At 72.1% G+C, this 25,635-nt stretch carries 21 protein-coding genes and 1 pseudogene; 15 read left to right on the top strand and 7 right to left on the bottom strand.

Annotation, left to right across the window (positions count from 1 at the left end; all coding sequences use genetic code 11):
• Nucleotides 1-145: 145 nt before the first annotated feature.
• Entirely contained in the window at nt 146-1,771 is a 1,626-nt protein-coding gene (locus ADK67_RS38850) for a hypothetical protein (protein ID WP_157621363.1), read from the bottom strand.
• A gap of 380 nt (nt 1,772-2,151) precedes the next feature.
• Between ADK67_RS38850 and ADK67_RS38845 the strand changes: the two genes are divergently transcribed.
• Both ADK67_RS38845 and ADK67_RS38840 read left to right on the top strand, forming a co-directional pair.
• Nucleotides 2,152-3,105, top strand: coding sequence for an alpha/beta fold hydrolase (locus ADK67_RS38845; RefSeq protein WP_231648568.1), 954 nt, complete (start codon nt 2,152-2,154; stop codon nt 3,103-3,105).
• Nucleotides 3,106-3,416: 311 nt separating this feature from the next.
• Nucleotides 3,417-4,136 carry a M23 family metallopeptidase gene (locus tag ADK67_RS38840; protein WP_231648567.1) on the top strand — a complete coding sequence of 240 codons (720 nt, stop codon included), beginning with the start codon at nt 3,417-3,419 and terminating at the stop codon, nt 4,134-4,136.
• Nucleotides 4,137-4,491: 355 nt separating this feature from the next.
• Here the strand turns inward: ADK67_RS38840 and pcrA are convergent, their stop codons facing one another.
• Nucleotides 4,492-6,810 (bottom strand): DNA helicase PcrA, encoded by a 2,319-nt coding sequence (gene pcrA / locus ADK67_RS38835; RefSeq protein ID WP_053721581.1) that lies wholly within the window; start codon nt 6,808-6,810, stop codon nt 4,492-4,494.
• A gap of 186 nt (nt 6,811-6,996) precedes the next feature.
• Between pcrA and ADK67_RS38830 the strand changes: the two are divergent.
• Nucleotides 6,997-7,287: pseudogene (locus ADK67_RS38830) on the top strand (chorismate mutase); the annotation flags it as partial.
• A 19-nt stretch (nt 7,288-7,306) separates the two neighbouring features.
• Here the strand turns inward: ADK67_RS38830 and ADK67_RS38825 are convergent.
• Nucleotides 7,307-8,368 carry a histone deacetylase gene (locus tag ADK67_RS38825; RefSeq protein ID WP_053721579.1) on the bottom strand — a complete coding sequence of 354 codons (1,062 nt, stop codon included), beginning with the start codon at nt 8,366-8,368 and terminating at the stop codon, nt 7,307-7,309.
• A 64-nt stretch (nt 8,369-8,432) separates the two neighbouring features.
• On the opposite strand from ADK67_RS38825, the gene ADK67_RS38820 reads away from it, so the two are divergent.
• The 6 genes from ADK67_RS38820 to ADK67_RS38795 all read left to right on the top strand — a co-directional run bounded on the left by ADK67_RS38820 (nt 8,433) and on the right by ADK67_RS38795 (nt 15,472).
• Nucleotides 8,433-8,747 (top strand): hypothetical protein, encoded by a 315-nt coding sequence (locus tag ADK67_RS38820; protein WP_053721578.1) that lies wholly within the window; start codon nt 8,433-8,435, stop codon nt 8,745-8,747.
• 203 nt (nt 8,748-8,950) lie between these two features.
• The gene (locus ADK67_RS38815; protein ID WP_053721577.1) at nt 8,951-9,841 is read left to right on the top strand and encodes a hypothetical protein; all 891 of its coding nucleotides are present in this window, start codon (nt 8,951-8,953) and stop codon (nt 9,839-9,841) included.
• A gap of 161 nt (nt 9,842-10,002) precedes the next feature.
• Complete coding sequence (locus tag ADK67_RS38810; RefSeq protein WP_157621361.1) at nt 10,003-10,788, top strand: hypothetical protein; 786 nt, start codon at nt 10,003-10,005, stop codon at nt 10,786-10,788.
• A gap of 345 nt (nt 10,789-11,133) precedes the next feature.
• Complete coding sequence (locus tag ADK67_RS38805) at nt 11,134-11,961, top strand: hypothetical protein (protein ID WP_157621359.1); 828 nt, start codon at nt 11,134-11,136, stop codon at nt 11,959-11,961.
• Between the two features lie 430 nt (nt 11,962-12,391).
• Entirely contained in the window at nt 12,392-13,735 is a 1,344-nt protein-coding gene (locus ADK67_RS38800) for a serine/threonine-protein kinase (RefSeq protein ID WP_053721574.1), read from the top strand.
• Between the two features lie 108 nt (nt 13,736-13,843).
• Nucleotides 13,844-15,472 carry a serine/threonine-protein kinase gene (locus tag ADK67_RS38795; protein ID WP_053721573.1) on the top strand — a complete coding sequence of 543 codons (1,629 nt, stop codon included), beginning with the start codon at nt 13,844-13,846 and terminating at the stop codon, nt 15,470-15,472.
• On the opposite strand, the gene ADK67_RS38790 is transcribed toward ADK67_RS38795, so the two are convergent.
• Nucleotides 15,459-16,367 (bottom strand): LysR family transcriptional regulator, encoded by a 909-nt coding sequence (locus tag ADK67_RS38790; protein WP_053721572.1) that lies wholly within the window; start codon nt 16,365-16,367, stop codon nt 15,459-15,461. The two genes, ADK67_RS38795 and ADK67_RS38790, sit on opposite strands and share 14 nt — an antisense overlap.
• A gap of 76 nt (nt 16,368-16,443) precedes the next feature.
• Between ADK67_RS38790 and ADK67_RS38785 the strand changes: the two genes are divergently transcribed.
• The 3 genes from ADK67_RS38785 to ADK67_RS53000 all read left to right on the top strand — a co-directional run bounded on the left by ADK67_RS38785 (nt 16,444) and on the right by ADK67_RS53000 (nt 19,546).
• Nucleotides 16,444-17,400, top strand: coding sequence for a DMT family transporter (locus ADK67_RS38785; protein ID WP_053721571.1), 957 nt, complete (start codon nt 16,444-16,446; stop codon nt 17,398-17,400).
• 195 nt (nt 17,401-17,595) lie between these two features.
• Nucleotides 17,596-18,006 carry an SsgA family sporulation/cell division regulator gene (locus tag ADK67_RS38780; protein WP_053721570.1) on the top strand — a complete coding sequence of 137 codons (411 nt, stop codon included), beginning with the start codon at nt 17,596-17,598 and terminating at the stop codon, nt 18,004-18,006.
• Between the two features lie 37 nt (nt 18,007-18,043).
• Entirely contained in the window at nt 18,044-19,546 is a 1,503-nt protein-coding gene (locus ADK67_RS53000) for a serine/threonine-protein kinase (RefSeq protein WP_053721569.1), read from the top strand.
• A gap of 45 nt (nt 19,547-19,591) precedes the next feature.
• On the opposite strand, the gene ADK67_RS38770 is transcribed toward ADK67_RS53000, so the two are convergent.
• Both ADK67_RS38770 and ADK67_RS38765 read right to left on the bottom strand, forming a co-directional pair.
• The gene (locus ADK67_RS38770) at nt 19,592-20,242 is read right to left on the bottom strand and encodes a response regulator (RefSeq protein WP_053721568.1); all 651 of its coding nucleotides are present in this window, start codon (nt 20,240-20,242) and stop codon (nt 19,592-19,594) included.
• On the bottom strand, nt 20,239-21,477 hold the full coding sequence (locus ADK67_RS38765) for an ATP-binding protein (protein WP_231648566.1): 1,239 nt from the start codon (nt 21,475-21,477) through the stop codon (nt 20,239-20,241). Before ADK67_RS38765 ends, ADK67_RS38770 begins: the two co-directional genes overlap by 4 nt.
• Before the next feature lie 110 nt (nt 21,478-21,587).
• Between ADK67_RS38765 and ADK67_RS38760 the strand changes: the two genes are divergently transcribed.
• Together ADK67_RS38760 and ADK67_RS38755 are read left to right on the top strand one after the other, a co-directional pair.
• On the top strand, nt 21,588-22,853 hold the full coding sequence (locus tag ADK67_RS38760) for a PspC domain-containing protein (protein ID WP_231648565.1): 1,266 nt from the start codon (nt 21,588-21,590) through the stop codon (nt 22,851-22,853).
• On the top strand, nt 22,846-23,049 hold the full coding sequence (locus ADK67_RS38755; protein ID WP_053721566.1) for a hypothetical protein: 204 nt from the start codon (nt 22,846-22,848) through the stop codon (nt 23,047-23,049). Before ADK67_RS38760 ends, ADK67_RS38755 begins: the two co-directional genes overlap by 8 nt.
• A 103-nt stretch (nt 23,050-23,152) precedes the next feature.
• Here ADK67_RS38755 and guaA read toward each other — a convergent pair whose 3' ends face one another.
• Nucleotides 23,153-24,712 (bottom strand): glutamine-hydrolyzing GMP synthase, encoded by a 1,560-nt coding sequence (guaA, locus tag ADK67_RS38750; RefSeq protein WP_053721565.1) that lies wholly within the window; start codon nt 24,710-24,712, stop codon nt 23,153-23,155.
• 51 nt (nt 24,713-24,763) lie between these two features.
• Between guaA and ADK67_RS38745 the strand changes: the two genes are divergently transcribed.
• The gene (locus tag ADK67_RS38745) at nt 24,764-25,510 is read left to right on the top strand and encodes an aminoglycoside phosphotransferase family protein (RefSeq protein WP_197289822.1); all 747 of its coding nucleotides are present in this window, start codon (nt 24,764-24,766) and stop codon (nt 25,508-25,510) included.
• Nucleotides 25,511-25,635 lie beyond the last annotated feature (125 nt).

Raw genomic sequence — 25,635 nt, 5'->3', positions numbered from 1 at the left:
GAACGCCGGCACAGCCGTGGGGGGACCGGCTCGACGCGGCTTCGCAAGACACTATCGACCTGCCCGGACTCCACCGCACCCCACGCCCGTGAAGTCCGTCATAGACGTGGTGAGGTCGATCACCACGCGGCCTCGGATGACCGATTCAGCGCGCCGTCCGCAACGCGGCCGCGACGACGAACGCGGCCGTCGCGGCGGCGGCCAGCCAGAGCCCCGGACCAGGGGCGGCCTCGGCGGCGCGGGCCGCGGTGAGCGGGTACTCCCAGGCGCGGACGGCCGTGACGACGGCCGCGCCGAGCAGGAGCGCCGCACCGCGGCTCGGCCGGGCCCTGAGCGCGACCACCGCCGCGACCACGACCGTGATCAACGCCACGAGCAGGCCGAACGAGCCGACGCGCAACCCGAACGCGCCGATCGGCACGTAGTCCGGCGCCCGCAGCACGGGAAGGCTGAACGCGCCGACGGCGAGCAGCGCGGCGATCAGGGTGGCGGCGATCAGCGGCAGCGGCGGTTCGGTCGTGGTCGTGCCCACCTCGTCCCGCTCGACCGCGCCGGCGAGGGCCGCGGTGACGGCGGCGGCCGCCGCGGCGACCACCGCGCCCGCGGTGAACCAGACGCCGACGCCCGGCTGGACGACGTCGACCTGCGTCGCGGTGAAGACGGCGTCGAGCGCGCCGGCCGCGCTCAGCGGGATGGTGGCGACGGCGACCGTGAAAGCGGGGCGGACGGCGGCCTTGGCCAGCAGCGCGGCGGCGAGGACGCCGGTGGCGATCGCGGCCGGCCAGAGCAGGCGCGCGGCGTAGTCCGCGGGCGGCGGGAAGCCGTCGGGCAGGACCAGGTGGTCGGTCGACGCGCCGACGGCGGCCGTCGCGGCGGCGACCAGCCCCAGCACGCCCGCGATGACGTGCAGGCGGCGTTGGCCGGGCAGTTCGACGTCGTGCTCCGCGTCCTCGTCCTTGACGGCCCGCTGGGGCCAGGCGAGCGCGACGGCGGCGGCGAGGACCAGGAACGGGCCGACCGCCGGGCCGACGGCGTCCACCGCGACGGCCGTGACGAGCGGTGGCGCCGCGAAGGCGAGCAGGACGGCGGCGAGGCCGAGCAGCCCGCCCTTGCGCGCCTCGTGGGTGGTGGCGCTGGCGGCGAGGACGGCGAGCGCGGGCGCGGCCAGGGTGACGACGAGGCCGCCCAGCATCGGCAGCGTCGGCGAGTCGAACGTCCCGCGCGCCGGGATCAGCGCGTCGGTCGAGGTGAACGGCGCGGTGAACAGGCCGATGCCCGCGACGATGCCCGCCGTGGCGGGCAGGGCGAAGCTCGCGCGTTCGCTGCGCACGTCGGGTTCCGCGCCGAGGGTGGCCAACGCGCCCGCGGCGATGAGCAGCACGTGCCCGGCCAGGAGCAGCCACAGGCCGGCCGCGGGTCCGGGCGGGTCGAGGCTCGCCGGGCGCATCAGCTCGGGTCGGGCCGCGTCGATCGGGTCGACGAGCAGCTGCAGGTCGCCGAGCAGCCGGCCGACGGCGAACACGGCGGGCGCGACGAGGGCCGCCGCGGCGGTGAGCTCCTGCCCGCGGGCGAGGAAGAGCGCGGCCAGGGCCGTGGGGAGGAGGGCGAGCAGCGCCAGCAGCGGCCAGGCGGTGAACGCGGGCGGCGCGGAGCCGTCGACCACGCCGACAGCCGGAGCCACCGCGGTGAGGAGCGCGCCCGCCGCGGCCACCCCAACCGCCGTCCGGAGTCTCGTGCGGGTCGGTGAGACCGGTTCAGCGGTTCGGATCACCGGTCGGACGCTAGCAAAACGGAGCCGACGGCGACGGGCGGCGGGGTCGGCGCCACCGGGGGCCGGGTCGGATCCACCAGGCGTCGCCGGGGCAGCGCCACTGCCCGCCAGGTCGGACCCGTCGGGCCTCCCCGTGGCAGCACCACCGGCGGCCAGGTCGGACCTGCCGAGCGCCGCCGGGCCGGGACCACCAGGGGCCCTCGGGGCAGATCCGCCGGGGGTCCCCTGGTCGGGACCGCCAGGTGTCGCCGGACCGGGACCACCGCCGGGCGTCCCCTGGGCAGGGCCACCGGGCGGCGTCGGGTCGGGACCGGTGGGGGTTGTGGACATCGGACGTCGGGTACTCCTGGTTGGTGGGCTTATCACCTACGTTCAGCCCTATGAGTGACGCGGCGCGGCGGCTCCTGGAGACCTGGGCGGGCCGGGTCGGGGCCGGCGTGGACGCCGGGCTCGGGCTGGCGGGTGAGGCCATCGGTCTCGCGGGTGGCGTGCTCCGGGCCGTCGCCTCCCCCGGCGGCGTGCGTGGCGTCGCCGTCGAGGCCGCCTGGCTGGCCGCGCACACCGTGCTCTACCCGTGGGGTGCCCTGGAAGAACGGGTGAAGCCCGAGGGGCACCTCCGCGCCTACCGCACCGACCGCCTGTCGCCCCGGCGGCGCGGCCTCGTGGTTTCGGCCATGGACGCCGCGGGCACCCCGATCGTGTTGGTGCATGGCATCGGGGACAACCGGTCCGCCTTCGCAGTGCTGTCGGGGGCACTGCGAAGGCGTGGCTTCGGAGTGGTGCACGCGGTGAACTACAGCGTGCTGACCGCGTTGACGGGGGACGTCCGGCGGTCGGCGGCGCTGCTGGGGGAGCACGTCGAGCGGATCTGCGAGCAGACCGGATCCGACCGGGTGCACGTGGTCGGCCACTCGCTCGGCGGCCTGATCGCCCGTTATTACGTGCAGCGCCTGGACGGGGACGCGCGCGTGCGCACGCTGGTCACCCTCGGGACCCCGCACCGCGGCACCTTGGCCGCCTACCTCCTGCCCACGTCGCTGACCAGGCAGTTGAGGCCGGGTTCGGACCTCTTGGCCGAACTGGCCGAACCGTCCCGCCCCTGCCGCACCAGGTTCGTCGTGGTGTGGAGCGAGATGGACCAGGTGATCGTCCCGCAGCGGAACGCCCGGTTGGAGCACCCGGCGTTGGTCGTGGAGGAGCACCGGATACGTGATTCAGGTCACCTTTCACTACCGGTCGACACACGCACCCTTCACCTCGTTGTGACCGCCATCACACGTTTGGATGATGGAGGGGATCACCCCATCGCGCCTGTACATGAGGGGTTTTCGTAGGTCACTCATGACCGTGAGTCACCGGTCATACGCGCGGATGTCCCACTGACCGCTAAACGGTCATCCTCGGCTTCGGGGATTGCCCTTAGGGGCTCCGCGCCGTTATCTTCCCCCGGTCCGTTGTCACGGTCTGGTCACAAGCAGGACGACGAGCCGGTACCCCGACCGGCTCAACCGGGATCCCCCGCCTGGTAGTCCGACCGGACTCCCCGAAGACGGAAGGCCAGGTTTTGTCTCAACACCGCTCCCCCGGCGGCCATACGAGTTCTGCTGTGCTCGAAGAAGCGGTAGACCGTGCTTCGACGCGCGCAGTGAGCACGCACCGGCTTCCGCCTCCGCCCTCGGCGCTGCGCGGACGGATCGTGGTCGCCGCGGTCGCCGTCGGCGCTTTCGCCGCCGCAGGCGCAGGGCAGACGCTCCACGCGCTCGGCTCCGACTCGCCGTCGCAGGCCGACGAGGTCACCCCCCTCGCGAACGCCGCCGCCGACGGCGCGGCAGCCTTCGGCGTCGGTGGCACCGGCCCCGCCTCACCGCAAGTCCTGCCCGTCGCCAAGACGGTCGACCCGGCGGCCGAGGCGCAGAAGCTCGTCAAGAGCCAGCACATCACCGAAACCCGCGAGGCCGAAGAGGCCGAGGCACGGCGACCCAAGTTCGCCCGCCCCGCCGCAGGCGAGTTCACCTCCGGCTACGGCGGCCGCTGGGGCGAGATGCACTACGGCATCGACATCGCCGGCCCCATCGGCACGCCGATCCTGTCCGCCGCGGATGGTGTCGTGATCGAGGCCGGTCCGGCAAGCGGTTTTGGCCTGTGGGTCAAGGTCGAGCACGCCGACGGCTCCGTGACCGTCTACGGCCACGTGGACACCTACTCGGTGCGCAAGGGCCAGCGGGTCCTGGCGGGCGAGCAGATCGCGCGCATGGGCAACCGCGGCTTCTCCACCGGTCCGCACCTGCACTTCGAGGTCTGGAACGCGGACGGCAAGAAGATCAACCCGCTGGGCTGGCTGAACTCCAAGGGCATCAGCGTCTGAGCCGACAGGCTCGTCACAAGCGTAAAAGGTGGGGCCGGGCTGCTGAGCAGCCCGGCCCCTCCACTGTGCGGAACCGCCCCCCGAAGGTGATCCCTCTCGTGCGGTCACCGCCCCGACGCGGCTCCCGCCCTCACTACCTACCCCCGTAGGCCCCCCTGCTGCCGCCAAGCGGCTCCCTCTGGCCGGTTCACCCCGAATGACCCGGCCATCCCGCTTGTGACACCCCTATAGACGCACGTCCGGGATTCGGGTTGCACGGGAATTCGGCCACGTTCAGGTGAACACCGGTCGACTCGCCGGAGTCGACCGGTGCACCTATCTATACGTAAGGCGGCGAACTACGGCTGAGAGCGCCTCAGAGCTTCACGAGGGGCACGCCGCCGATGAGCATCAGCCGCACCGTCCCCGCGCCGCCGAAGTCGATCGTGGCCGTCGCACGGGGCCCCGAGCCGTCCACGGCCACCACGCGGCCGAGCCCGTACTTGTCGTGGCTCACCCGGTCGCCCACGTCCAGCTTCAGCGCGGGCGTGTCCTTCCAGCCCGCGTTCGTCGGCGCCGGGCGCGGCGTGCCCGACCCGCGGCCACCGCCCCACGACGTCGGCGCGGACGGCGCGGAGCGCCTGGGCTCCACCCGCCGCCAGTCGAGCAGGTCGGCCGGGATCTCGTCCAGGAACCGCGACGCCGGGTTCGCCGACGGCTGGCCCCACGCCGAGCGCACCAGCGCCCGCGACAGGTACAGCCGCTGCTGCGCGCGCGTGATGCCCACGTACGCCAGGCGCCGTTCCTCGGCCAGCTCGGTCGGGTCGCCCAGTGCCCGCATGTGCGGGAAGACGCCGTCCTCCCAGCCGGTGCAGAACACCACCGGGTACTCCAAGCCCTTGGCGGTGTGCAGCGTCATCAGCGTGACCACGCCGTCGGACTCCGCGTCCGGCACCGAGTCGGCGTCCGCGACCAGCGACACCCGCTCCAGGAACGCCGCCAGGGAGCCTTCGGCGGGCAGCCCCTCGTCCTCTTCCGGCACCGGCACGGCCGAGCCGAGGTCCGTGAACTCGCGGGCCACGGTGACCAGCTCGTTCAGGTTCTCGACGCGGGTGTGGTCCTGCGGGTCCTCGCTGGCCTCCAGCTCGGCCCGGTAGGCGGTCTTCTCCAGCACCGCTTCCAGGATGTCCGCCACGTCGTCGCCGCGCTCGACCAGCTCGCCCAGCTCGTCCATCAGCTCGACGAACCCGGCGATCGCGTTGCGGGACCGCGGGTTGAGCATCGGCACCTTGCCGGTCACCGCGTCGCGCAACGCCGCCGCGAAGCCGATCCGCTCGCGTTCGGCGTACAGCGACACGCACGCCTCCGCGCGCTCGCCGATGCCGCGCTTGGGCACGTTCAGGATGCGCCGCAACGACACCGTGTCGTCGGGGTTGGACAACGCCCGCAGGTACGCCAGCGCGTCGCGCACCTCGCGCCGCTCGTAGAACCGGACGCCGCCGACCACCTTGTAGGGCAGGCCGAGGCGGATGAAGATCTCCTCGAACACGCGCGACTGGTTGTTGGTCCGGTAGAACACGGCGATCTCGCCGTTGTTCGCCTCGCCGCTGTCCACCAGGTGGTCGATCTCGCGCGCGACGAACGCCGCCTCGTCGTGCTCGTTGTCCGCGACGTAGCCGACGATCTTCCCGCCGTCGCCCAGGTCGCTCCACAGGCGCTTGTCCCGGCGGTTCGGGTTGCGCGAGATGACCGCGTTCGCCGCGCTCAGGATCGTCTGGGTGGAGCGGTAGTTCTGCTCCAGCAGGATCGTGGTGGCCTGCGGGTAGTCGCGCTCGAACTCCACGATGTTGCGGATCGTCGCGCCGCGGAAGGCGTAGATCGACTGGTCGGCGTCGCCCACCACGCACAGCTCGCCCGGCGGCACGCCGTCCTTGCCTGTCCCGATCAGCTCGCGGACCAGCGTGTACTGCGCGTGGTTGGTGTCCTGGTACTCGTCGACCAGGACGTGCCGGAACCGGCGGTGGTAGTGCTCGGCCACGTCCGGGTGGTTCTGCAGCAGCTCGACGGTCCGCATGATCAGGTCGTCGAAGTCGAGCGAGTTCGAGTCGCCGAGCCGGCGCTGGTAGCTCTCGTAGACCTCGGCGACGCGGCGCTCCAGGTCGTTGGTCGCCCGCTCCTTGGCGGTGGCGGCGTCGACCAGCTCGTTCTTCAGGTTCGAGATGTGGATCGCCAGCGTGCGTGCCGGGTAGCGCTTGGGGTCCAGGTCGAGGTCGCGCGCCACCAGCGTGATCAGCCGGCGGGTGTCGTCGGAGTCGTAGATCGAGAAGTTGGACGACATGCCGAGGGTCTTGGCCTCGCGGCGCATGACCCGGACGCACATCGAGTGGAACGTGGACACCCACATCGAGCGGGCCCGCGCGCCGACCAGGTCGGCCACGCGTTCCTTCATCTCGGCGGCGGCCTTGTTGGTGAAGGTGATCGCCATGACCTCGCCGGGGTGGACCTTGCGCTCGGCGAGGAGGTAGGCGATGCGGCGGGTGAGCACGCGCGTCTTGCCCGAGCCCGCACCCGCCACGACCAGCAACGGGGCGCCCGCGTGCTCGACCGCCCGTCGCTGCGACGGGTTGAGGTCTTCGAGCAGCCGCGCGGACCGGGAGGAGGGGGGACTTGCAGGCAAGTCGAACAAGGCGCTCATCGCCTGTCCACGTTACCGGGTGCCCCCGACAGTCCGTGGCTGTGGCATGATGAGGCGGTGCGCATGGCCCACTTCGAGTTTTTTTACGGGAACCGGACTCCGGCTCCCGTGGACCGCTAGCGCCGACAAGCCACCACGAAGCCCCGGAGTCCTCGGACCCCGGGGCTTCGCTGCTGCCAGGGCTGGGACTCCAACCAGAGTCGAGAGGTCGTCACGATGAACAGCACCGAAGCCGCACCGGACATCGACGCGTTGCGCCAGGAGATCGACCACCTGGACGCCGAGCTGCTGCGGTTGGTCAAGCGGCGGGTCGAGATCTCCAAGATCATCGGCGCGGCGCGGATGGCCGCGGGCGGCACGCGGATCGTGCACAACCGGGAGATCGACGTGATCAACCGGTACAAGGACCTCGGCCCGGAGGGCCGGGACCTGGCGATGATCCTGCTCAAGCTGGGTCGCGGCCACCTCGGCAGGTAGCCGTGCGGGGCCGCGCCGGTCAGCGGGCGAACGTCCAGTCGGTGAGCGTGGACCTGGCTCGGGCCAGGTCCACGTCCGCCAGCTGGGTGTCGTCCGGCACGTAGGCGAGCGGGTCGTCCAGCAGGTCGAGGCCGAGCAGGCCCTCCGCCAGCGCGTGCAGGCACAGCGCCGAGTAGCCACGCAGGTAGCCGCCCTCCTGCGTGAGCACGGTCGGCAGGCCGAGCCCCGACACCGCCCGCCCGATGTCGCGGTAGCCGGCGGCGGTGAGGTTGTGCCTGCCGTTCGGGTCGAACGCGGAACCGTCGAACCCGGACGCGCAGACCAGGAAGTCCGCGCCGAACTCGGCCAGCGCCGGGAACGCGATCTCCGCCAACGCCCGCCGGTACGCGCCGTCGCCCGCGCCGAGCGACAGCTCGACGTTGATGTTCGAGGCGCCCGACTCGGCGGGCGCGCCGGTCTGGGCGTGGTTGGCGCCCCACGGCCCGTGCCGCATGTGCACGGACACCGTGAGCACGTCGTCGGTGTCGCGGAACACCTCCTGCGTGCCGTTGCCGTGGTGGACGTCCCAGTCGAGGACGGCGACCCGGCGGCCCGCGCGGCGCGCGGTCTCGGCGACCAGCGCGGCGTTGTTGACCAGGCAGTACCCGTCCGCCATGGTCGGCTGGGCGTGGTGGCCGGGCGGGCGGACCAGCGCGTACGCCAGGCGCGTCCGGCCGGCCGCGACCGCCTCGTACGCCGCCAGCGCGGTGCCGGCGGCGGCGCGGATCGCGTCCCACGAGCCGGGGCCGACGACGGTGTTCACCTCGACGGCGGCGCCCCGCTCGCACGCGGCCCGGAGCCCGGCCAGGTAGGACGGCGCGTGGACGCGGGCGAGCTCCTCGTCGTCGGCGAACCGACCGGCCGACCAGGTGAGGTGCGGTGCGACCGGCCCGTGCGCCAAGGCGTGCCGGAACGTGCGCAGCCGGGCCGCGTTCTCCGGGTGCGGTTCGGCCACGTCGAGCCACTCCCACCGGCCGGGCAGCTCCCACAGCCCGGTGCCGGTGTCGTGCTCGAGACAGGCGTCGTGCCAGAAGACCTCCACCCCTGGGAGATATCAGGGCGATCACGGATGGTCCAGCGGGTTTGCCGACGGGCACACTGGTGTCATGGTCATCGGTCTCATCACGGGCCTCATCGCGATCATCGGTGTGCTCGCCGCGTTGGCGCACGACGGTTACCTCGCGATGCTCGGTTCCGCCGCCAAGTCCAAGCGCGCCGCCGGCGCGCCCATCGCCCAGTACGTGCGCAGCCGGTGGACCGTCGCCGGGGTGACGACGATCATCGCGCTCGTCGGCCTGCTGATCACGTCGGGCGCCTCCACGTCGGGCGACATCATCGGCGCGCTGATCGCGGGCGGCGCCGGCCTGGCCGCCACCAACGCGCTCCAGGGCACCAGGAAGAAGCTGGACAGCGGGAGCTAAGAATTCACTCTTACGTGTGTCGCTGGGCCCCACAAGGCTGATCAGCGCTGCTCTCCGTGCACCCTGCCCTTACTCTGAGGTAGCGGCGGGGTCCTCGGCGTCCCACCCCCATTCCCCGCCCCACTTGAACCCACAGGTGAGCTCGAACCCACAGGTGAACCGCGAGGGCCGTCAGGTCGGGGGGCGGGAGGGGTCTGCACAGCATGGACATCGGGGAACCGGAACGGTCGGGTCGGCATCGGCTGGAGGACGGGGCGGCGATCTGGCTGCCCATGGGCGGGGAGTTGGAGCACACACCGCTCGAACGCGCGGCCGTGCGACCGGCGCCCGCGCCACCACCGCCCCCGCCGGACCCGTTCGTCGACACGGACGCGATGGGCCTGCGCAAGTTCAACATCGGCCTGGTGCCCGCCTCGGTGACGCCGCCCCGGACGTGGAAGCGGGCCGCCTGGTTCTCCGTGCTGTCGTCGGCCGGCGTCCTGGTGGGGCTGGCCGTCGCGGCGGCCAACCTGGTCGGCACGAACGGCCCGGCCGAGCGCATCGGGTTGCCCGGCTACCCGACCGACGTGCCGCTGCTGACCGGTTTCCCGACCGCACCGCCTCCACCGCCCTCCACCACGGCACGCCGCGTGCCCACCGCCGAGGCCGTGGCGAACGGCCTGGTCGCCGCGAGCGGCGAGCGACCCGCACCGGCGGGCAGCGCCGCGGCGGTCGACACCGCCGGCGCTCCGGAGACGTCCCCGCACGTCACCACGGTCCCCGCCGAGTCGGCGCCGATCGTGGACGCCGAGACGATCGCGGTGAACACCGAGCTGTTCTACGAAGAGGTGGCGGCGAACTCCGACGACGCGCTGACGCTGGTCTCGGACACGTTCCGGGTGGCGGGCGAGGTGCTGGCGCTGGAGCAGGAGTTCGCGGACGTGTCGCTGATCGAGGTGCGAGAGATCACCGTGGACGCGGTGCGGGGCATCACGGTGAGCACGTTGGACGTGATCCGCAAGGACGGGTCCCGGACCACGGAGAAGCGGGAGCTGGTGTTCACCACCACCGGCGTGCCACTGATAGACGGCGAACGGCCCGCGGACGGCTCCTGAAACCCACCGGGGGTGGGCGTCGCTCCGTAGTCCTTCGCCCGTTAGAGGTACGGCAGTTGACCACTGGCCGCCACGAATGAGTGAACTCCCGGGCTGAGCTGGATTCCCGCTGGTCCCCCACGGTACGAGTCTTGGCGACGACACGACCGAGGGAGTCGCCAGTGCAGCGCCCTACGACGAGCGGTCGCAGGCACAACCGCGCGGGTTCGGTCACGGTGGCGGAGCTGATCAGGAAGCAGCCGACGCCGGTGCGGATCCGGACCCGCGAGCAGGCCGCCACCCATGGCCTGATCACCGATCTGCTGCGTGAGGAGAACGACACGGCCACCCCAGGGAGACGTCCCACCCGTGCCGCGAAGCTCGCCGGCGTGGCCACCGGGGCGCTCGTGCTGTCCGCCTCGATCGCCGCCACCGCGATCTTCGCGGGCAACCGCCCCGCCGGCCCCGACGAGCCGTACGTCGCACCGCCCGCGGCGATCAGCGGGGCGTCCGCGTTGCGACCGGACCTGCTGTCGGCGGAGCTGGGCGTCGGACGGCCCGCGCAGGTGCCGGCACAGGCGCGCCTGGCCGCGCCGACGCCCACCGACGCGCCGCTGGAGTCACCGGTGATGGTGCCGCCGCCGCAGGTCGACGTCGGCCCGGAACCGCAGGTCGACATCGTGCGGCGGTTCTTCGAGCTGCTGCCCGCCAAGCCGCGGGAGGCGGCCCGGCTGCTGTCGCCGGACCTGCTCGGCGGCAGCTCGCGCGACTTCGTCGAGTCCTGGGGCCACGTGCAGGCGATCACGATCGAGTCGACCTCGCTCCGGCCGGACGGCGCGGTGCTCGCGGTGGTGTCGCTGCAGGAGCGCACGGGGCGGTGGATGCGCGTCGAGCAGCTTTTCCGGTTGACCGACACGAGCGTTCCGCGCATCGTCGCGACCGAGGTCCTATCGGCCCAACGCAGCTGACTCTGCGTAGCGATCAAGCCCTGAGTGTTCACTCAGCGTTCAAACAACCCTTGAATCCGTAGGAAACTTCACTCAAAGGGGTTACGTAGACGGTCACGATTCGGTATCCATGGTCCCGGTCAGTAGCGCAACGCACTCCCCCGGGAAAGGTGTCCAGCGGTGTCGAACGACGACAAACGCCGTCGACAGGATGGCTCGACGGCCAAGCTGTCGGTCGCCGACCTGCTCGCCAGGCGCGAGGCGGAGACGCAGCCGATCCCGCGGATCATCGACGGTGGAGCCGGCAACCGGACCGCTGACGGCGGAGCGAGCCGCAGGACCGTTGACGGCGGAGCGAGCCGTCGGATGGCTGACGGAGCGAGCCGCAGGACTGTTGACGACCGGGCCGGCAACCTGGCCGACGACGACAGAGCGAGTCGTCGCCCCACCGCGCGGACCGACGACGACGAAGAGACCGTGCGCTTCTCGGTGGCCGCCCTCTCGGCCGCGGCCGGTGCGTCGAACGTCACGAACCTCTCCGGCCGCGAGCTGCACATCACCGAGCTGCTGCGCCGCGAGGGGCGCGCCGGTGAAGAGGAGCGCGGCGGCGGCGGGTTCTCCGTGCCGAAGCTCGTCGCGATGGCCAGCGGCGGCGTGGTGCTCGCCGGCACCGTCGCGTTCACCGCGACCAACCTGATGTCGTCCCCGGACGAGCGCCCGCTGGCGGAGGTGCGCTTCGACGCCCGCCCGGCGGCCCGCGCCACCAACACGCTCACCAAGGACCTCGGCGCCGCCGCCGCCCAGCAGCAGGCGCAGCAGGCCGCCCAGGCCGAGACCACCACGACGACGCCCGAGCAGGCGCCGGAGACGACGACCCAGCGCGCGCCGCGTCCCGCCACGCAGCAGACGACCACGACGACGCAGCAGCAGACGCAGCAGGCCCCGTCGAGCACGACCACGCCGCCGCCGAGCTCCAGCAGCCCGGAGACGACGACTCCCCCGCCGCCGAGCTCGACGACGCCCGCGCCCAGCGACAGCTCGCAGCCGCCGTCGAGCTCCACGCCGCCGTCCTCGACCAACCCGAGCACCCCGCCGTCCGACGGCAACTCGGGCATCGACCTCGGCTTGGACCTCGACCTCGGCGGGATCCTGAACCCGATCGGCGGGTTCGACTTCTTCGCTCCGGCCAACTGACCTCCGCACCGACGTTCCGCGATCCCGCCGCTCGGGCACGCCGAGCGGCGGGTTCGCGGTGCGCGGGCGGCCGGGCCGGGTCGAGAGCGACCGCGAGTCGACGTTCGAAGACGTCTCCGGTGTCGCCTGGACGCGTGACTCGTGCACCCGAATGGGCGAGATGTGAGGCGACTACGCCGTTCGGCCGCAAAACTGGCGATCTTCGTGCGAACGGGTGTCCTTACGGCCCGGTATCGGGTATCCCTTCCCGGTCACCTCTCGGCTCACGTGACCTGCGCAACGGCTCGAAAGGCGTAGTCACGGCCGGGGTAGGCTCTGCGGGCGAGCGGTGGCCTAGCCTGTTCCGCGCACCGATCCGCACGACGAGGAGCCCGAGCGTGAGACCTGCTGCCCTTGCCGCGGTCACGCAGCGCCCCAGCGAGGTGGTCCGGTGAGCAACGACGGTCGCGTCATCGCCGAGCGCTACCGGTTCCTCGACCGGATCGGCAGCGGTGCGATGGGCGTCGTGTGGCGCGCCCACGACGAGCGCCTCGGCCGCGTCGTGGCGATCAAGCAGCTGCTGCTGGCGCCCAGCCTGGACGAGCGCGAGCAGGACGAGGCGATCCAGCGCGCCATGCGCGAGGGCCGCATCGCCGCCAAGCTGCACCACCCCAACGCCATCGCCGTCTACGACGTGGTGGAGGAGAACGGTGCTCCGTGCCTGGTCATGGAGTACCTGCCGTCCTACAGCCTGGCCGACACGATGGCCGAGCACGGCCCGCTCGACCCGATCGAGGTAGCCCAGATCGGCATGCAGGCCGCCGCCGCGCTGGCCGCCGCGCACGCCGCCGGGATCGTGCACCGGGACGTCAAGCCCGGCAACGTGCTGCTCGCCGACAACGGCCTGGTCAAGATCACCGACTTCGGCATCTCCCGGGCCAGCGACGACGTCACGGTCACCAAGACCGGGTTGATCGCGGGCACGCCCGCCTACCTGGCGCCGGAGATCGCGCGCGGCCAGGACCCGAGCGCCGCGTCGGACGTCTTCTCGCTCGGCTCGACGCTGTACGCGGCGGCCGAGGGCGAGCCGCCGTTCGGGCTGTCGGAGAACACCCTGGGCGTGCTGCACGCCGTCGCGGCGGGACGGATCAACCCGCCGACGGTCGACCACCCGCTGACCGACGTGCTGCTGCGGCTGCTCAACTACGACCCCGCCGACCGGCCGACCATGGCGCAGGCGCGCGACATGCTCAGCGCCGTCGCGCACGGCCGCAACCCCAGCCTGACCGGCCTGCTGCCGGCCAGCTCGCCGGGGTTCGCGCCGGTGCCGGCGGGCGCCACGGCCGTCCTGGACGCCGACCGGACCCGCGTGGTGCGGCCCGGCCCGCGGTCGACGGGCGGTGCCACGCCGGTGGCCGCGCCGCCTCAGCGGCCCAACAACCGGCCGCTGGTGATCGCGGCGGTCGTGCTGGCCGCCATCCTGCTGCTCGGCTTCCTGGCGGTGGCGCTGGACTGGTTCGGCGAGAAGGACCCGGTCGCGCCGCAGGTGGGCGAGACGAGCTCGTCCTCGGCGAAGCCGACCACGACGACGACCACGCCGTTGCCGACGACCACCGTGGAGACGCAGACGGTCACGGTCGAGCCGACCACGACGACCGAGCCGACCACCACCACGACCACCACGACGACCACGCCGCCGACCACCACGACGACCACCACGACGACCACGACCACTACGACGACAACCACCACGACGGGCTCGTCACCCCCCACTGTGGGACCGGGGGGAACGTGAACCTCGTAAGGTGGTGCCGAACCCGATCGGGTGACGCAACGTTCTTGTCCTAGTGGCGTCTTGTCGTTCGCCACTGAATGAAGCCCTAGCAGCTACTGGGAGCACGCCGTGAGCGACGATGGCCGCCTGGTTGCCGGCCGCTACCGACTTGGCCGGCGGATCGGCAGCGGTGCGATGGGCATCGTCTGGGAAGCGCACGACGAGCGGCTGCACCGCACCGTCGCGGTCAAGCAGCTGCTGCTCCAGCCCGGCCTGGCCGAGGCCGACACGGACGAGGCGAAGCGCCGCGCCATGCGCGAGGGCCGGATCGCGGCACGCCTGCAGCACCCGCACGCGATCGCGGTGTACGACGTGGCGGAGGACGACGGCCAGCCCTGGCTGGTGATGGAGTACCTGCCGTCCAAGAGCCTGTCGACGGCGCTGTCGGAACGCGGCACGCTGCCGCCGCGCGACGTGGCGTCGATCGGCTCGCAGGTCGCCTCCGCGCTCGCCGCCGCGCACAACGCCGGCATCGTGCACCGCGACATCAAGCCGGGCAACATCCTGCTCGGCAACGACGGCACGGTGAAGATCACCGACTTCGGCATCTCCCGGGCCACCGGCGACGTCACGGTCACCGCGACCGGGATGCTCGCGGGCACGCCCGCCTACCTCGCGCCCGAGGTGGCCAAGGGGTACGACCCCGGCCCGCCCTCGGACGTGTTCTCCCTCGGCTCGACGCTGTACGCGGCGATCGAGGGCGCGCCGCCGTTCGGCCTGAACGAGAACACCATCGCCCTGCTGCACCAGGTCGCGTCGGGCAAGGTGGTGCCGCCGAAGCAGGCGGGTCCGCTGACCGCGCTGCTGATGCGCCTGCTGCGCGCCGAGCCGGAGGACCGGCCGACCATGGCCGAGGCCCGCGAGGCGCTGGCCGCGGTGGCGGCGGGTCGGGCCGCGCCGGAGTTCCCGGTGGCGATGCCGCAGAGCCACCCGCCGTCGTGGCAGGGCGCGCCCGTGCAGGCCCAGCCGACCCGCGCGCTGACCCCGGCCGGCCAGCACAACCCGCCCGCGCAGCAGCAGAACCCCGCCGCGCAGCACAACCCGCCGCACTCCGCGACCAGGGTCGCGCCCGCGCCGACGCCGCAGCCCGCACCGCAGCGGCAGGCGAGCCACAACGCGCCGCCCGCCCGTCCGACCGGCGCGTCGAGACCGGCCGGCGGTCCGATGAAGAGCAAGCGCTCCACGGTGCTCACCGCGCTCGCCATCGCGGGCGCGGCGGTCGTCGGCATCCTGCTGGCGAGCGTGCTGTCCAGCGGCGACGAGCCGGGCGGCAACCAGGCCGGTTCCACCACGACGACCGCGGTGCAGGAAGCGGGCGGCGAGGCGTCGACGACGCCGTCGAAGAAGCCGTCCACGCCGACCGCCAAGATCACCGCCGAGCCGACGGCCGAGCAGCAGGAGCAGGCGGTCCGCGACTACTTCGGCCTGCTGCCGGAGAACGTGGACGAGGGCTACGGCCGGTTGACCGCCAGGATGCAGGCCACGACCGGCGGCCCGAGCGGCTACCAGGGCACGTGGAACCCGGTGAAGTCGGTCGAGCTCAAGGGCGTGCGGATGAACTCGCCGTACGCCTACGAGGTCGACCTCGCCTACCACATGAAGGACAACACGGTCAGCACCGAGCGCAAGCTGATCATCCTGAAGTGGGAGAACCAGGGCATCTACATCGACGGCGAGCAGCGGCTCAGCCAGCCGTAGGCCGGCCCGACGACGCCTTCAGCGCGTCCAGCAGGCTGACCACGGCGGGCGAGGCGACGCCCTCCTCCCGGATCGCGGCGCAGATGGTCCTGGTCGGCTCCGGGTGGCGCAGCTTGCGGACCACCACGCCGGGGTGCACGACCCCGAGGCTGAGCTTCGGCACGATGGTGACCCCGAGCCCGGCCGCGACGAACCCCTGCGCGGTCGGGTAGTCGTCGGCCTCCACCACGATGTTGGGCGCGAACCCGGTACCCGCGCAGGCGTTGAGCACGATGTCGCGGCACGGCCCGGGCGGCGTCACGGCGTCCACCCACTGCTGCTCGGCCAGGTCGGCGAGGTCGACCACGCGCTTGCGGGCCAGCTCGTGGCCGCGCGGCAGCACGGCCAGGTACGGGTCGTCGAGCAGGTGCACGAGGTGCACGCCGCGCGGCGGCTCGCTGTCCCGGTGGTGCACGACGATGGCCACGTCGGCGCGACCGGCCGCCACCTCCACCATCGGGTCGTCCGGCTCGGTCAGCTTGAGGTCGAGCTGGACGTCGGCGTGCTTGGCCCGGAACAGGGCGACGGCGGGCGGCACGAGCGCGGCGCCCGCGGTGGCGAAGTAGCGCACCCGCAGCCGCCCGGTGCGGCCCGCGCGCAGGTCGGCGAGCGCCGCCTCCGCCTCGACCAGCCGGTCGGTGATGTGCGCGGCGTGCTCGGTGAGCAGCCGGCCCGCCACCGTCGGGCGCACGCCACGCCCGACCCGGTCGAGCAGCGGCAGTCCCGCCTGCTTCTCCAGGGCCGACACCTGCTGGCTGACGGCCGAGGGCGTGTACCCGAGGTTCACCGCCGCGGCGGTGATGGAGCCGGTGGTCACCACGGCCCGGAGCACCTGCATTCGTCGCACGTCCAACATGACGCAACCGTACAGCTCAGCTTAAAGATCGTGCAGTTCTATTCACTTGTGCTGATACTTCGCGATCCCGCAAAGTGTGGTCGTGAACAAGCCTGGCACGCTGATCAGGATGGGTGTCCTGGCCCTGCTCTGGGGGTCCAGCTTCCTGTGGATCAAGATCGCACTGACCGGCCTCTCGCCGATCCAGATCACCCTCACCCGCACCGCGCTCGGCGCGTTGGTGCTGGTCGCGCTCGTGTACTGGAGCAAGCAGCGGCTGCCGCGGGACCGGACGTCCTGGCTGCACCTCGGCTTCGCCGCCCTCTTCGGCAGCGCGGTGCCGTTCGCCCTGTTCGCACTCGGTGAGCAGACCGTGGACTCCGGTGTGGCCGGTGTGCTCAACGCCACCACGCCGCTGTTCGCGCTGGGCATCGGGTTGGCGCTGGGCACGGAACGGCAGCGCAACCCGGCCCGGTTCGCCGGCCTGGCGCTCGGCTTCGCCGGCGTGCTGATCATCTTCGCCCCGTGGCAGCGGGCGGGCCTGGCGAGCTGGGGCGCGCTCGCGTGCCTGGCCGCCGCGGCGTCGTACGCGGTCAGCTACGCCTACATCGGCCACAAGGTGTCCGGGCGCGGCCTGACGCCGATGCAGATCTCCTCGACCCAGCTGGTGGCCGCGGCGGGCATGACGGCGCTGGCGGTGCCGGTGGCAGGGTTGCAGCCGGTGCAGCTGTCCTGGCAGCCGCTGGTCGCCGTGGCGATCCTGGGCGTGTTCGGAACGGGCGTGGCGTTCGTGCTGAACTACCGCGTCATCGAGGACGAGGGCGCGACCAACGCCACGATGGTGGGCTACCTGCTGCCCGTGGTGTCGGTGCTGCTGGGCGCGCTGTTCCTCGGCGAGGCGCTCAACCTCCGCGTCGTGCTGGGCATGGTCGTGGTCCTCGTCGGCGTCGCGCTGACCCGCAGGCAGCCCGCGACGGCGTCGCCGACGGCACCCGCGCCGGCCGCCGGAGAGACCGGGGAGCTCGTCGGGACCAAGGTCGCTACGCTCAAGTGACCTGCGATAACGCAGTGTTACCCGTCGGTATGGCGGGGCCCGTGGCCTACTGAGACACCCGTCCTGGGCAAACGGGTGGACTTGAGACGCAGGTCTCCCCCGATCGCGTGGTGTTCAGGCGATACGCGTCCTGATTCGCCCTCTCGGACGTCTCCTCACATGAGAGGGACGACTTCGGAAGGGAACCCACAGGACATGAGCAACGACAGCATCACCATCACCACGACGTTCCACCTCCTCGTCCCGGGCGTGGCCCCGGCGCCGGTGGAGGCCGAACTCCACTACGAACCCGAGGACCCGTACGCGGTAGCCGTGCTGTTCCACACCGGCCAGGGCAAGGTCGAGTGGATCTTCGCCCGCGACCTGCTCGCCGACGGCCTGCTGACCTCGTCCGGCGAGGGCGACATCCTGGTCCGGCCGGCCGCCGACGACCCGGAGCGGGTCCTGGTGGAGCTCAACGCGCCGACCGGGTTCGCGATCCTGTCGGCCGACGCCGAGGACATCGCCGAGTTCCTGGACCTCACTTACGACGTGGTCCAGCCCGGCGAAGAGGACCTGTGGATCGACTTCGACCGCGAACTGGCCAAGCTGGTCTCGACCAACTGACACCATCGCGGGCCACGTCATCGCCTAACCTGCTGGCGTGGCGGAGGCCGGGGGGACAGCGACGGGGACGGTCGGCGGGCGGTACGCGCTGGCCGAGCGGGTCGGCAGCGGCGCCATGGGCGTCGTCTGGCGGGCGCGGGACGAGTTGCTGGACCGCGAGGTGGCGGTCAAGCAGCTCCGGTGGCCCGACCTGACGGCCGACGAGGGCGAGGTGGCCAGGGCGAGGGCGATGCGCGAGGCGCGCAACGCGGCCCGGCTGCAGCACCCCGACGCGATCTCCGTGTTCGACGTGGTGGTGGAGGACGGCCGGCCTTGGCTGGTCATGGAGTACCTGCCCTCGCGCAGCCTGGCCGGGCTGCTGGCCGAGCGGGGCAGGCTGAGCCCGGACGAGGCGGCCAGGATCGGCGGTCGGGTGGCCGCCGCGCTGGCCGCGGCGCACGCGGCGGGCATCGTGCACCGGGACGTCAAGCCGTCGAACGTGCTCATCGGACACGGCGGCACGGTCAAGCTCACCGATTTCGGCATCTCACGTGCTGTGGGGGACGGCACGCTGACCGACAGCGGCATGATCACCGGCACCCCGGCCTACCTCGCGCCCGAGGTGGCGAGGGGTGAGCAGCCGGACCAGGCGTCGGACGTGTTCTCGCTGGGCGCGACGCTGTACGCGGCGACCGAGGGGCAGTCGCCGCACGGGGTGAGCGACAACAGCTTCGGGCTGCTGTACCGGGCCGCGGCAGGGCTGATCGAGCCACCGACGCGTTCCGGGCCGTTGACGGGGGTGCTGACGAGGTTGCTCGCCGCCGACCCGGCTGAGCGGCCCACGGCGGCGGAGGCGGTCGAGTTGCTGACCGGACCCCTGCCGGTCGAATCCCTGCCGATCGAACCAGGGCCGGCTGAACCGGGGACGGCCGAGCCGGCGAAGGCACAACCCGAGGCGGCGCGGCACCGGACGGCCGAACACACGACGGCACGATCAGGGAAGGCCGAACCGACGACGGCAGGCCCCGAACGGGCTGCGCCCGGTCCGCGGGTCGAGGCCCGGAGCGAGTCGGGTGCGCAGGTCGACACCGAGTCGGGTGACGCGCCGGCGGGCAAGCCGCGGAAGCGGTGGCTGGCGCCCGTGGTGGCGGCGGTCGTGCTGCTGCTCACCGCGGGGGCGGTCGGGGTGGCCGCGCTCCAGCCCTGGTCGTTCGGGGACGCCACCCCGACGACCACGACGACACTGGGCCTCACGGCGGAGGACGCGGCGGAACTGGTGCGCAGGCACTACGAGGCGCTGCCCGAGGACACGGCGACGGCCTACGCGAACCTGGCCGTGCCGTTCCAGCGGCCGTTCGAGGAGTACCAGGCGTTCTGGGGCCAGTACGACGACGTGTGGGTCGAGAGCATCCAGGTCGTCGAGGTGAGCTCCGCCAGGTACGCCGTGCGGGTGCACGTGAACTTCACGCACGGCGGCGCGGCGTCGTACGGGCGCTACGAACTCGGCGTGTGGCCCGACCAGGGCAGGCTGCAGATCTTCTCGTCCCAGGAGCTGGAGTAGCTCCCGGTCGAGCCGGTGTCCAGCGCCGATGTTCAGCGCCGGTGTTCAGACCAACCTGCGGTCGGAAGCCCAGCGCGACAGCTCGTACCGGTTCGACAGCTGCGTCTTGCGCAGCACGCTCGACACGTGCGTCTCGACCGTCTTCACCGAGATGAACAGCTCCGACGCGATCTCCTTGTACGCGTACCCGCGCGCCAGCAGCCGCAGCACGTCCCGTTCGCGCGGGGTCAGCAGGTCCAGTTCGGGGTCGCTGATCGGCGCCGCGCCGGGGCGGTCGGCGAACGCGTCCAGCACGAACCCGGCCAGCCGCGGGCTGAACACCGCGTCGCCCTCCGATACCCGCACGACCGCGCGCACCAGCTCCTGGCTGGAGATGGTCTTCGTCACGTACCCGCGCGCACCGGCGCGGATGACCGCGATGACGTCCTCGGCCGCGTCGGACACCGACAGCGCCAGGAACACCACCTCCGGCAGCGCCGTGCGGACCTGTCGCAGCACCTCGGCGCCACCGCCGTCCGGCATGTGCACGTCGAGCAGCACCACGTCCGGGCGGTGGTGCCCGATGCCCGCGACCGCCTCGCCGACCGAACCGGCCTCGCCGACGACCTCGATCTCGTCGGTGATCGAGTCCAGCTCGGCCCGCACCCCGGCGCGGAACAACGCGTGGTCGTCCACCAGGAACACCCGAACGGTCATGTCCTGGCCCCCGTCTCTCGCTTGTCTGCGGTTTTCCTCGGCATCATCAGCTGCACCTCCGTGCCCTCACCCAGCCGGGTGCGGATCCGGACTTCGCCGCCGTGCCGGTCCATCCTCCCCCCAATCGAGTCCGCGAGGCCATGCCGGTCCTCCGGCACGGTCTGCGGGTCGAAGCCCTTGCCCCGGTCGCGGACGAACACCGTCACCCGTTCCGGTTCCACTTCGCCGTACACGCTGATCTCGCCGACGCCCGCGTGCTTGGCCGCGTTGACCATCGCCTCGCGGGCGGCCTGGACGAGCGCGTAGAGGTTCGGGTCCAGCTCGCAGTCGCCGACCACGACCTGCTGCACGGCCAGCGCGAAGCTGTCCTCGACCTCGCCCGCGGCCTTGCCGATCGCGGCGGACATGGTGGTCGGCTGGCTGTTCTCCTCCACGACCCGCCCGTACAGCCACTCCCGCAGCTGCCGCTCCTGGCCGCGCGCCAGGCGCTTGACCTCACGCGGCTGCTCGGCCTGCTTCTGGATCAGGGCGAGGGTCTGGAGCACGGAGTCGTGCAGGTGGGCGGCGATCTCGGCGCGCTCCTCGGTGCGGATGCGGACCCGCCGCTCCTCGCCCAGGTCGTTGATCAGCTTGATCCACAGCGGCACGGTGAGCACCGCCACACCACCGAGGGTCGCGACCACGGCGAGCAGCGCGAAGCGGAGCTGGTCGATGCCGTAGCTGTTGACGAGCAGGACGCCGATGCCGATCGCGACGAGCGCCACACCGGCGAGGACGCGCACGATCGTGCTGCGGCCCGTGCCGCCGAAGATCCCGGACTTCGCGCCGGCCCGCCAGCGGCGGCGCTGCGCCTCGTCCGCCTCGCGCCAGACCACGGCCGCGCCCACCAGGGCCACCGCGAGCGGCCCGGCGATCCAGCCGCTGACCGGGCCGGAGAACAGGCCCGCGAGCACGGCCGCGGCGATGCCGAGGGCGACCAGGCCGAGCGCCTGCTGGCGTTCCCTCGGGTTCGAGGACTCCTCCGGCTCGCCGGCCGCGCGTTGCGGCACGAACAGCCACAGCAGGCCGTACGCGATCACGCCGACGCCGTTGAGCGCGGTCAGCGCGGCGAACGCCGCCCGCACCCAGAACACCTCGATGCCGAGGTGGTCGGCGACACCACCGGCCACGCCCGCGACCACCCGGCCGGTCCGCCTGCGGCGCACCGGCTCGACGGCCTTCGTCTCCACACTCACCCGTTGATGGTCACACGCGGGTCCTGGCCGGTCATCAGGGTTCCACCCGATGCGCGGTTCAGGGTGGCCCCCCGATGTGCGGACGGCTCGTGTTGAGCAAGCTTGTCGTTGTGAGCGGGAGCATCAGCGCAGCCAGCGTCGAAGAGACGCTGAAGGACTTCTGGGCCACGCGGCCCAGGCGGCCTCACGACGGTCGCAAGATCGCCGGTGTCGCCGCCGGTATCGCCAAGCGGTACCAGATCGACCCGGTGATCGTCCGGGTGGCGTTCGTGGCCATGGCGTTGTGCAACGGCGCCGGAGTGCTCATCTACCTGCTCGGCTGGTTGTGGCTGGCGCAGGACGACGACGAGGTGTCGGCCGCGGAGTCGCTGATCGGGCGTGGGCGCAGCTCGACGCCGACGGCGTTGACGGTGCTGCTCGGGCTCGCGGTGATCCCGGCGACCGGGTTCTTCGTGGACGGCGGCTTCACCATGGTCGGCGGCGTGCTGCTGTCCGTGGGTGCCATCTACCTGCTGCACCGCGGTCGCGGGCAGCTCAACCGGCCGGAGCCGGCGGTGGCCTTCGGCGTGGGTGACGGCGTGGGTGTCGGTGTCGGGGTCGGTGAAGGCGTGGGGGGCAAGGTGTCGACGGACGAGCACACGACCGGGCAGGTGACGCCACCGGCGTGGGACCCGCTGGGCGCGGCCCCGTTCGCGTGGGACCTGCCCGAGCCGGGGGGCGCGCCGGAACCGGTCGGCGCCACGCCCGCACCGGTGGTGGCACGTCGGCGCAGGTCGCGGGTGGGTGTGGCGACGTTCGGCGCGGCGCTGGTCGTGCTGGCCGGGTCGCTGGTGACGTCGGCGTACTCCGACTGGTTCCACGCGCAGCACATCATCGGCCTGCTGGTCGCGGTGCTGGGCGGGGGCATGGTGCTCGGCGCGCTGCGCGGTGGCGGTGGACGTGGGCTGATGTGGCTCGTCGTGCCGCTGTCGGTGGTGGGGGTGCTGTTGACGTCGGTGGACTTCGACGTCGACGCGAAGCAGATGGGCAGCACGAGGGCCAGGCCGACGACGTTCGAGGACGTCCGGGACCAGTACACGGCGAGCGTCGGCGAGGTCGAGCTCGACCTGACCGGGTTGCCGAACGACGAGTCCCGGACGGTGGACACGGGCGTCGAGGTCGGGTTGGGCAGCATCAAGGTCATGGTCCCCGCGAACGCGGACGTGACCGTGGACTGCCGGACCGACCTGGGCTCGGTGCGCTGCCTCGACCGGGAGTCCGACGGTGAGGGCAGGCACGAGCAGGTCACGGATTACGGAGCCGACGGGCCCGGTGGATTGAAGATCGTGCTCGACGTGCGCAGCGATCTCGGAGCGGTGGAGGTGAGTCGTGGCTGACCAGGATTCGATCGAGAAGCGCGGGGTCGACGTGGTGGGGCTGGTGTTCGGGGTCGCGGCCCTGGTCGCAGCCGCCTACATGCTCTCCGACGGTGCGGCGTGGCCGGACTTCCTCGACCTGAGGTGGGCGTTGGCCGGAGGGGCGATGGTGATCGGGCTGGGGTTGCTGGCGGGATCTGCCCGACGCCGCAGGTAGCTGGGGTTCGGGGGGGGAGGGGGGAGCGGGGGTTCGGGGTAGGGGAAGTGGAAAGGGAGAAGGCCCGTCCTGGGGAGGACGGGCCTTCTTCGTTGTGCGGCTCTTACTCCCACTCGATCGTGCCCGGCGGCTTGCTCGTCACGTCCAGGACCACCCGGTTGACCTCGCTCACCTCGTTGGTGATGCGGGTCGAGATGCGCTCCAGCACGTCGTACGGCAGGCGCGTCCAGTCGGCGGTCATGGCGTCCTCGCTGGACACCGGCCGCAAGACCACCGGGTGGCCGTACGTGCGGCCGTCGCCCTGCACCCCCACGCTGCGCACGTCGGCCAGGAGGACGACCGGGCACTGCCAGATCTGGCGGTCCAGGCCGGCGCTGGTCAGCTCCTCGCGGGCGATCGCGTCGGCCTTGCGCAGGATGTCCAGGCGCTCCTGGTTGACCTCGCCGATGATCCGGATGCCGAGGCCGGGACCGGGGAACGGCTGGCGCTGCACGATCGTCTCCGGCAGCCCCAGTTCGGTGCCGACGCGGCGGACCTCGTCCTTGAAGAGCGCGCGGAGCGGCTCGACCAGGGTGAACTGGAGGTCCTCGGGGAGCCCGCCGACGTTGTGGTGGCTCTTGATGTTGGCCGCGCCCGAGCCGCCGCCGGACTCGACCACGTCCGGGTAGAGCGTGCCCTGGACGAGGAACTGGTAGTCGCCCTCGGCCTTGAGGTCGCGCTCGGCCTGCTCGAACACCCGGATGAACTCGCGCCCGATGATCTTGCGCTTCTGCTCGGGGTCGGTGACGCCCTTGAGCGCGTCGAGGAACCGCTCGCGGGCGTCGACGGTGACCAGGTTGACGCCGGTCGCGGCCACGAAGTCGCGCTCGACCTGGGCGCGCTCACCCGCGCGCAGCAGACCGTGGTCGACGAAGACGCAGGTCAGGCGGTCACCGATGGCACGCTGGACGAGAGCGGCGGCCACGGCGGAGTCGACGCCGCCGGACAGGCCGCAGATGGCCTTGCCGTCGCCGACCTGCGCGCGGATCAGCGCCACCTGCTCGTCCACGATCGAGGACGTCGTCCACTGCGGCCGGATGCCCGCGATCTCGTGCAGGAACCGGCGCAGCACCTCCTGGCCGTGCGGCGAGTGGCCGACCTCCGGGTGGTACTGGACGCCCGCGAAACGACGCTCGGTGTCCTCGAACGCGGCCACCGGGGCGCCCTCGCTGGTCGCGGTGACCGTGAAGCCCTCGGGTGCCTTGGTGACGCAGTCGCCGTGGCTCATCCACACCGGGTGGTTGGCGGGCAGCTCCTCGTGCAGCAGGCCGCCGGCTTGCTGCACGCCGAGTTCGGTGCGGCCGTACTCGCGGGTGCCGGTGTGCTCGACCGTGCCGCCGAGGGCGCCCGCCATGGCCTGGAAGCCGTAGCAGATGCCGAACACGGGGACGTTCATGTCGAACAGCTTCGGGTCGACCTGCGGCGCGCCGGGCTCGTACACGCTCGACGGACCGCCGGACAGCACGATGGCGGCCGGGTCGCGTTCGAGCAGCTCCGCCACGGGTGTGGTGTGCGGGACGACTTCCGAGTAGACCTGCGCCTCCCGGACTCGCCGGGCGATCAGCTGCGCGTACTGCGCGCCGAAGTCGACTACCAGCACAGGGCGGTTGCTGCTCTCGGCCACTGGGGGAAAACCTCTCGTCTGGCGGATCCGCGCAGGTGAAGGATGTCATGCGTGACGGAAGAAGCGCTCACCGGAGGCGGGCTCAACGAGGTCGTGCGGGTCGGGGCGACGGTACGACGGCCGACCGGTCCGTGGACGCCCAACGTGCACCGGCTGCTGGAACACCTTGCGCCGCTTGGCATTTCGCCGGCCGTGCACGGGGTGGACGAGCGTGGGCGGGAGGTGTTGTCGTACCTGGAGGGTGAGGTCGGCCACCCGCCGTTGCCTGGTTGGTTGCGTTCGGACGAGGTGCTGGTGGCGGTCGCTCGGATGGTGCGGCGGTTGCACGACGGGTCGGTGGGGTTGGTGGGGTTGGTGGACGGTGAGGGGTTGCTGGGCGGTGGGGTGTTGTTGGAGGGGTGGCAGTTTCCGGCGATCGCGCCGGTTGAGGTGATCTGTCACAACGACCTCGCGCCGTACAACATGGTGTTCCGGGATGGGATGCCGGTTGGGGTGTTTGATTTTGACGGGGCGCGGCCGGGGCCGCGGTGGTGGGATGTGGCGTATACGGCGTATTGCTTGGTGCCGTTTTCGCCGGAGTTCGGGACGGTGGAGGATCAGCGGCGGCGGGCGGAGTTGTTTTGTGAGGCGTATGGGTTGCCGGTGGAGGGGTTGGGGTTGCGGGTGTTGGCGAGGTTGGAGGACATGGTCGCGATGATTCGGGAGAGGCCCGAGTTCTGGCGGCAGAGGGAAGAGGGGCACGAGGGGTATTACCTCGGGCATGTCGAGTACGTGCGGGATAATTTTTTGGGGTTGTAGGGCGGTTTGTAGGGCGCGGTGGTGCGGTTCGGCTCGATTTGACATGGGGCCCTTACGGGCACCCCAGGCAGGCCAAAGCCGGGCAGGCCTGGCGGGAAGAGCGTCCGCCAAGCCTGCCCGGCTTC

The organism is Saccharothrix sp. NRRL B-16348 (assembly GCF_001280085.1).
GTDB lineage: Bacteria > Actinomycetota > Actinomycetes > Mycobacteriales > Pseudonocardiaceae > Actinosynnema.
The sequence above is the reverse complement of the archived record's forward strand: the minus strand, read 5'-3'. Positions and strand labels throughout refer to the sequence as shown.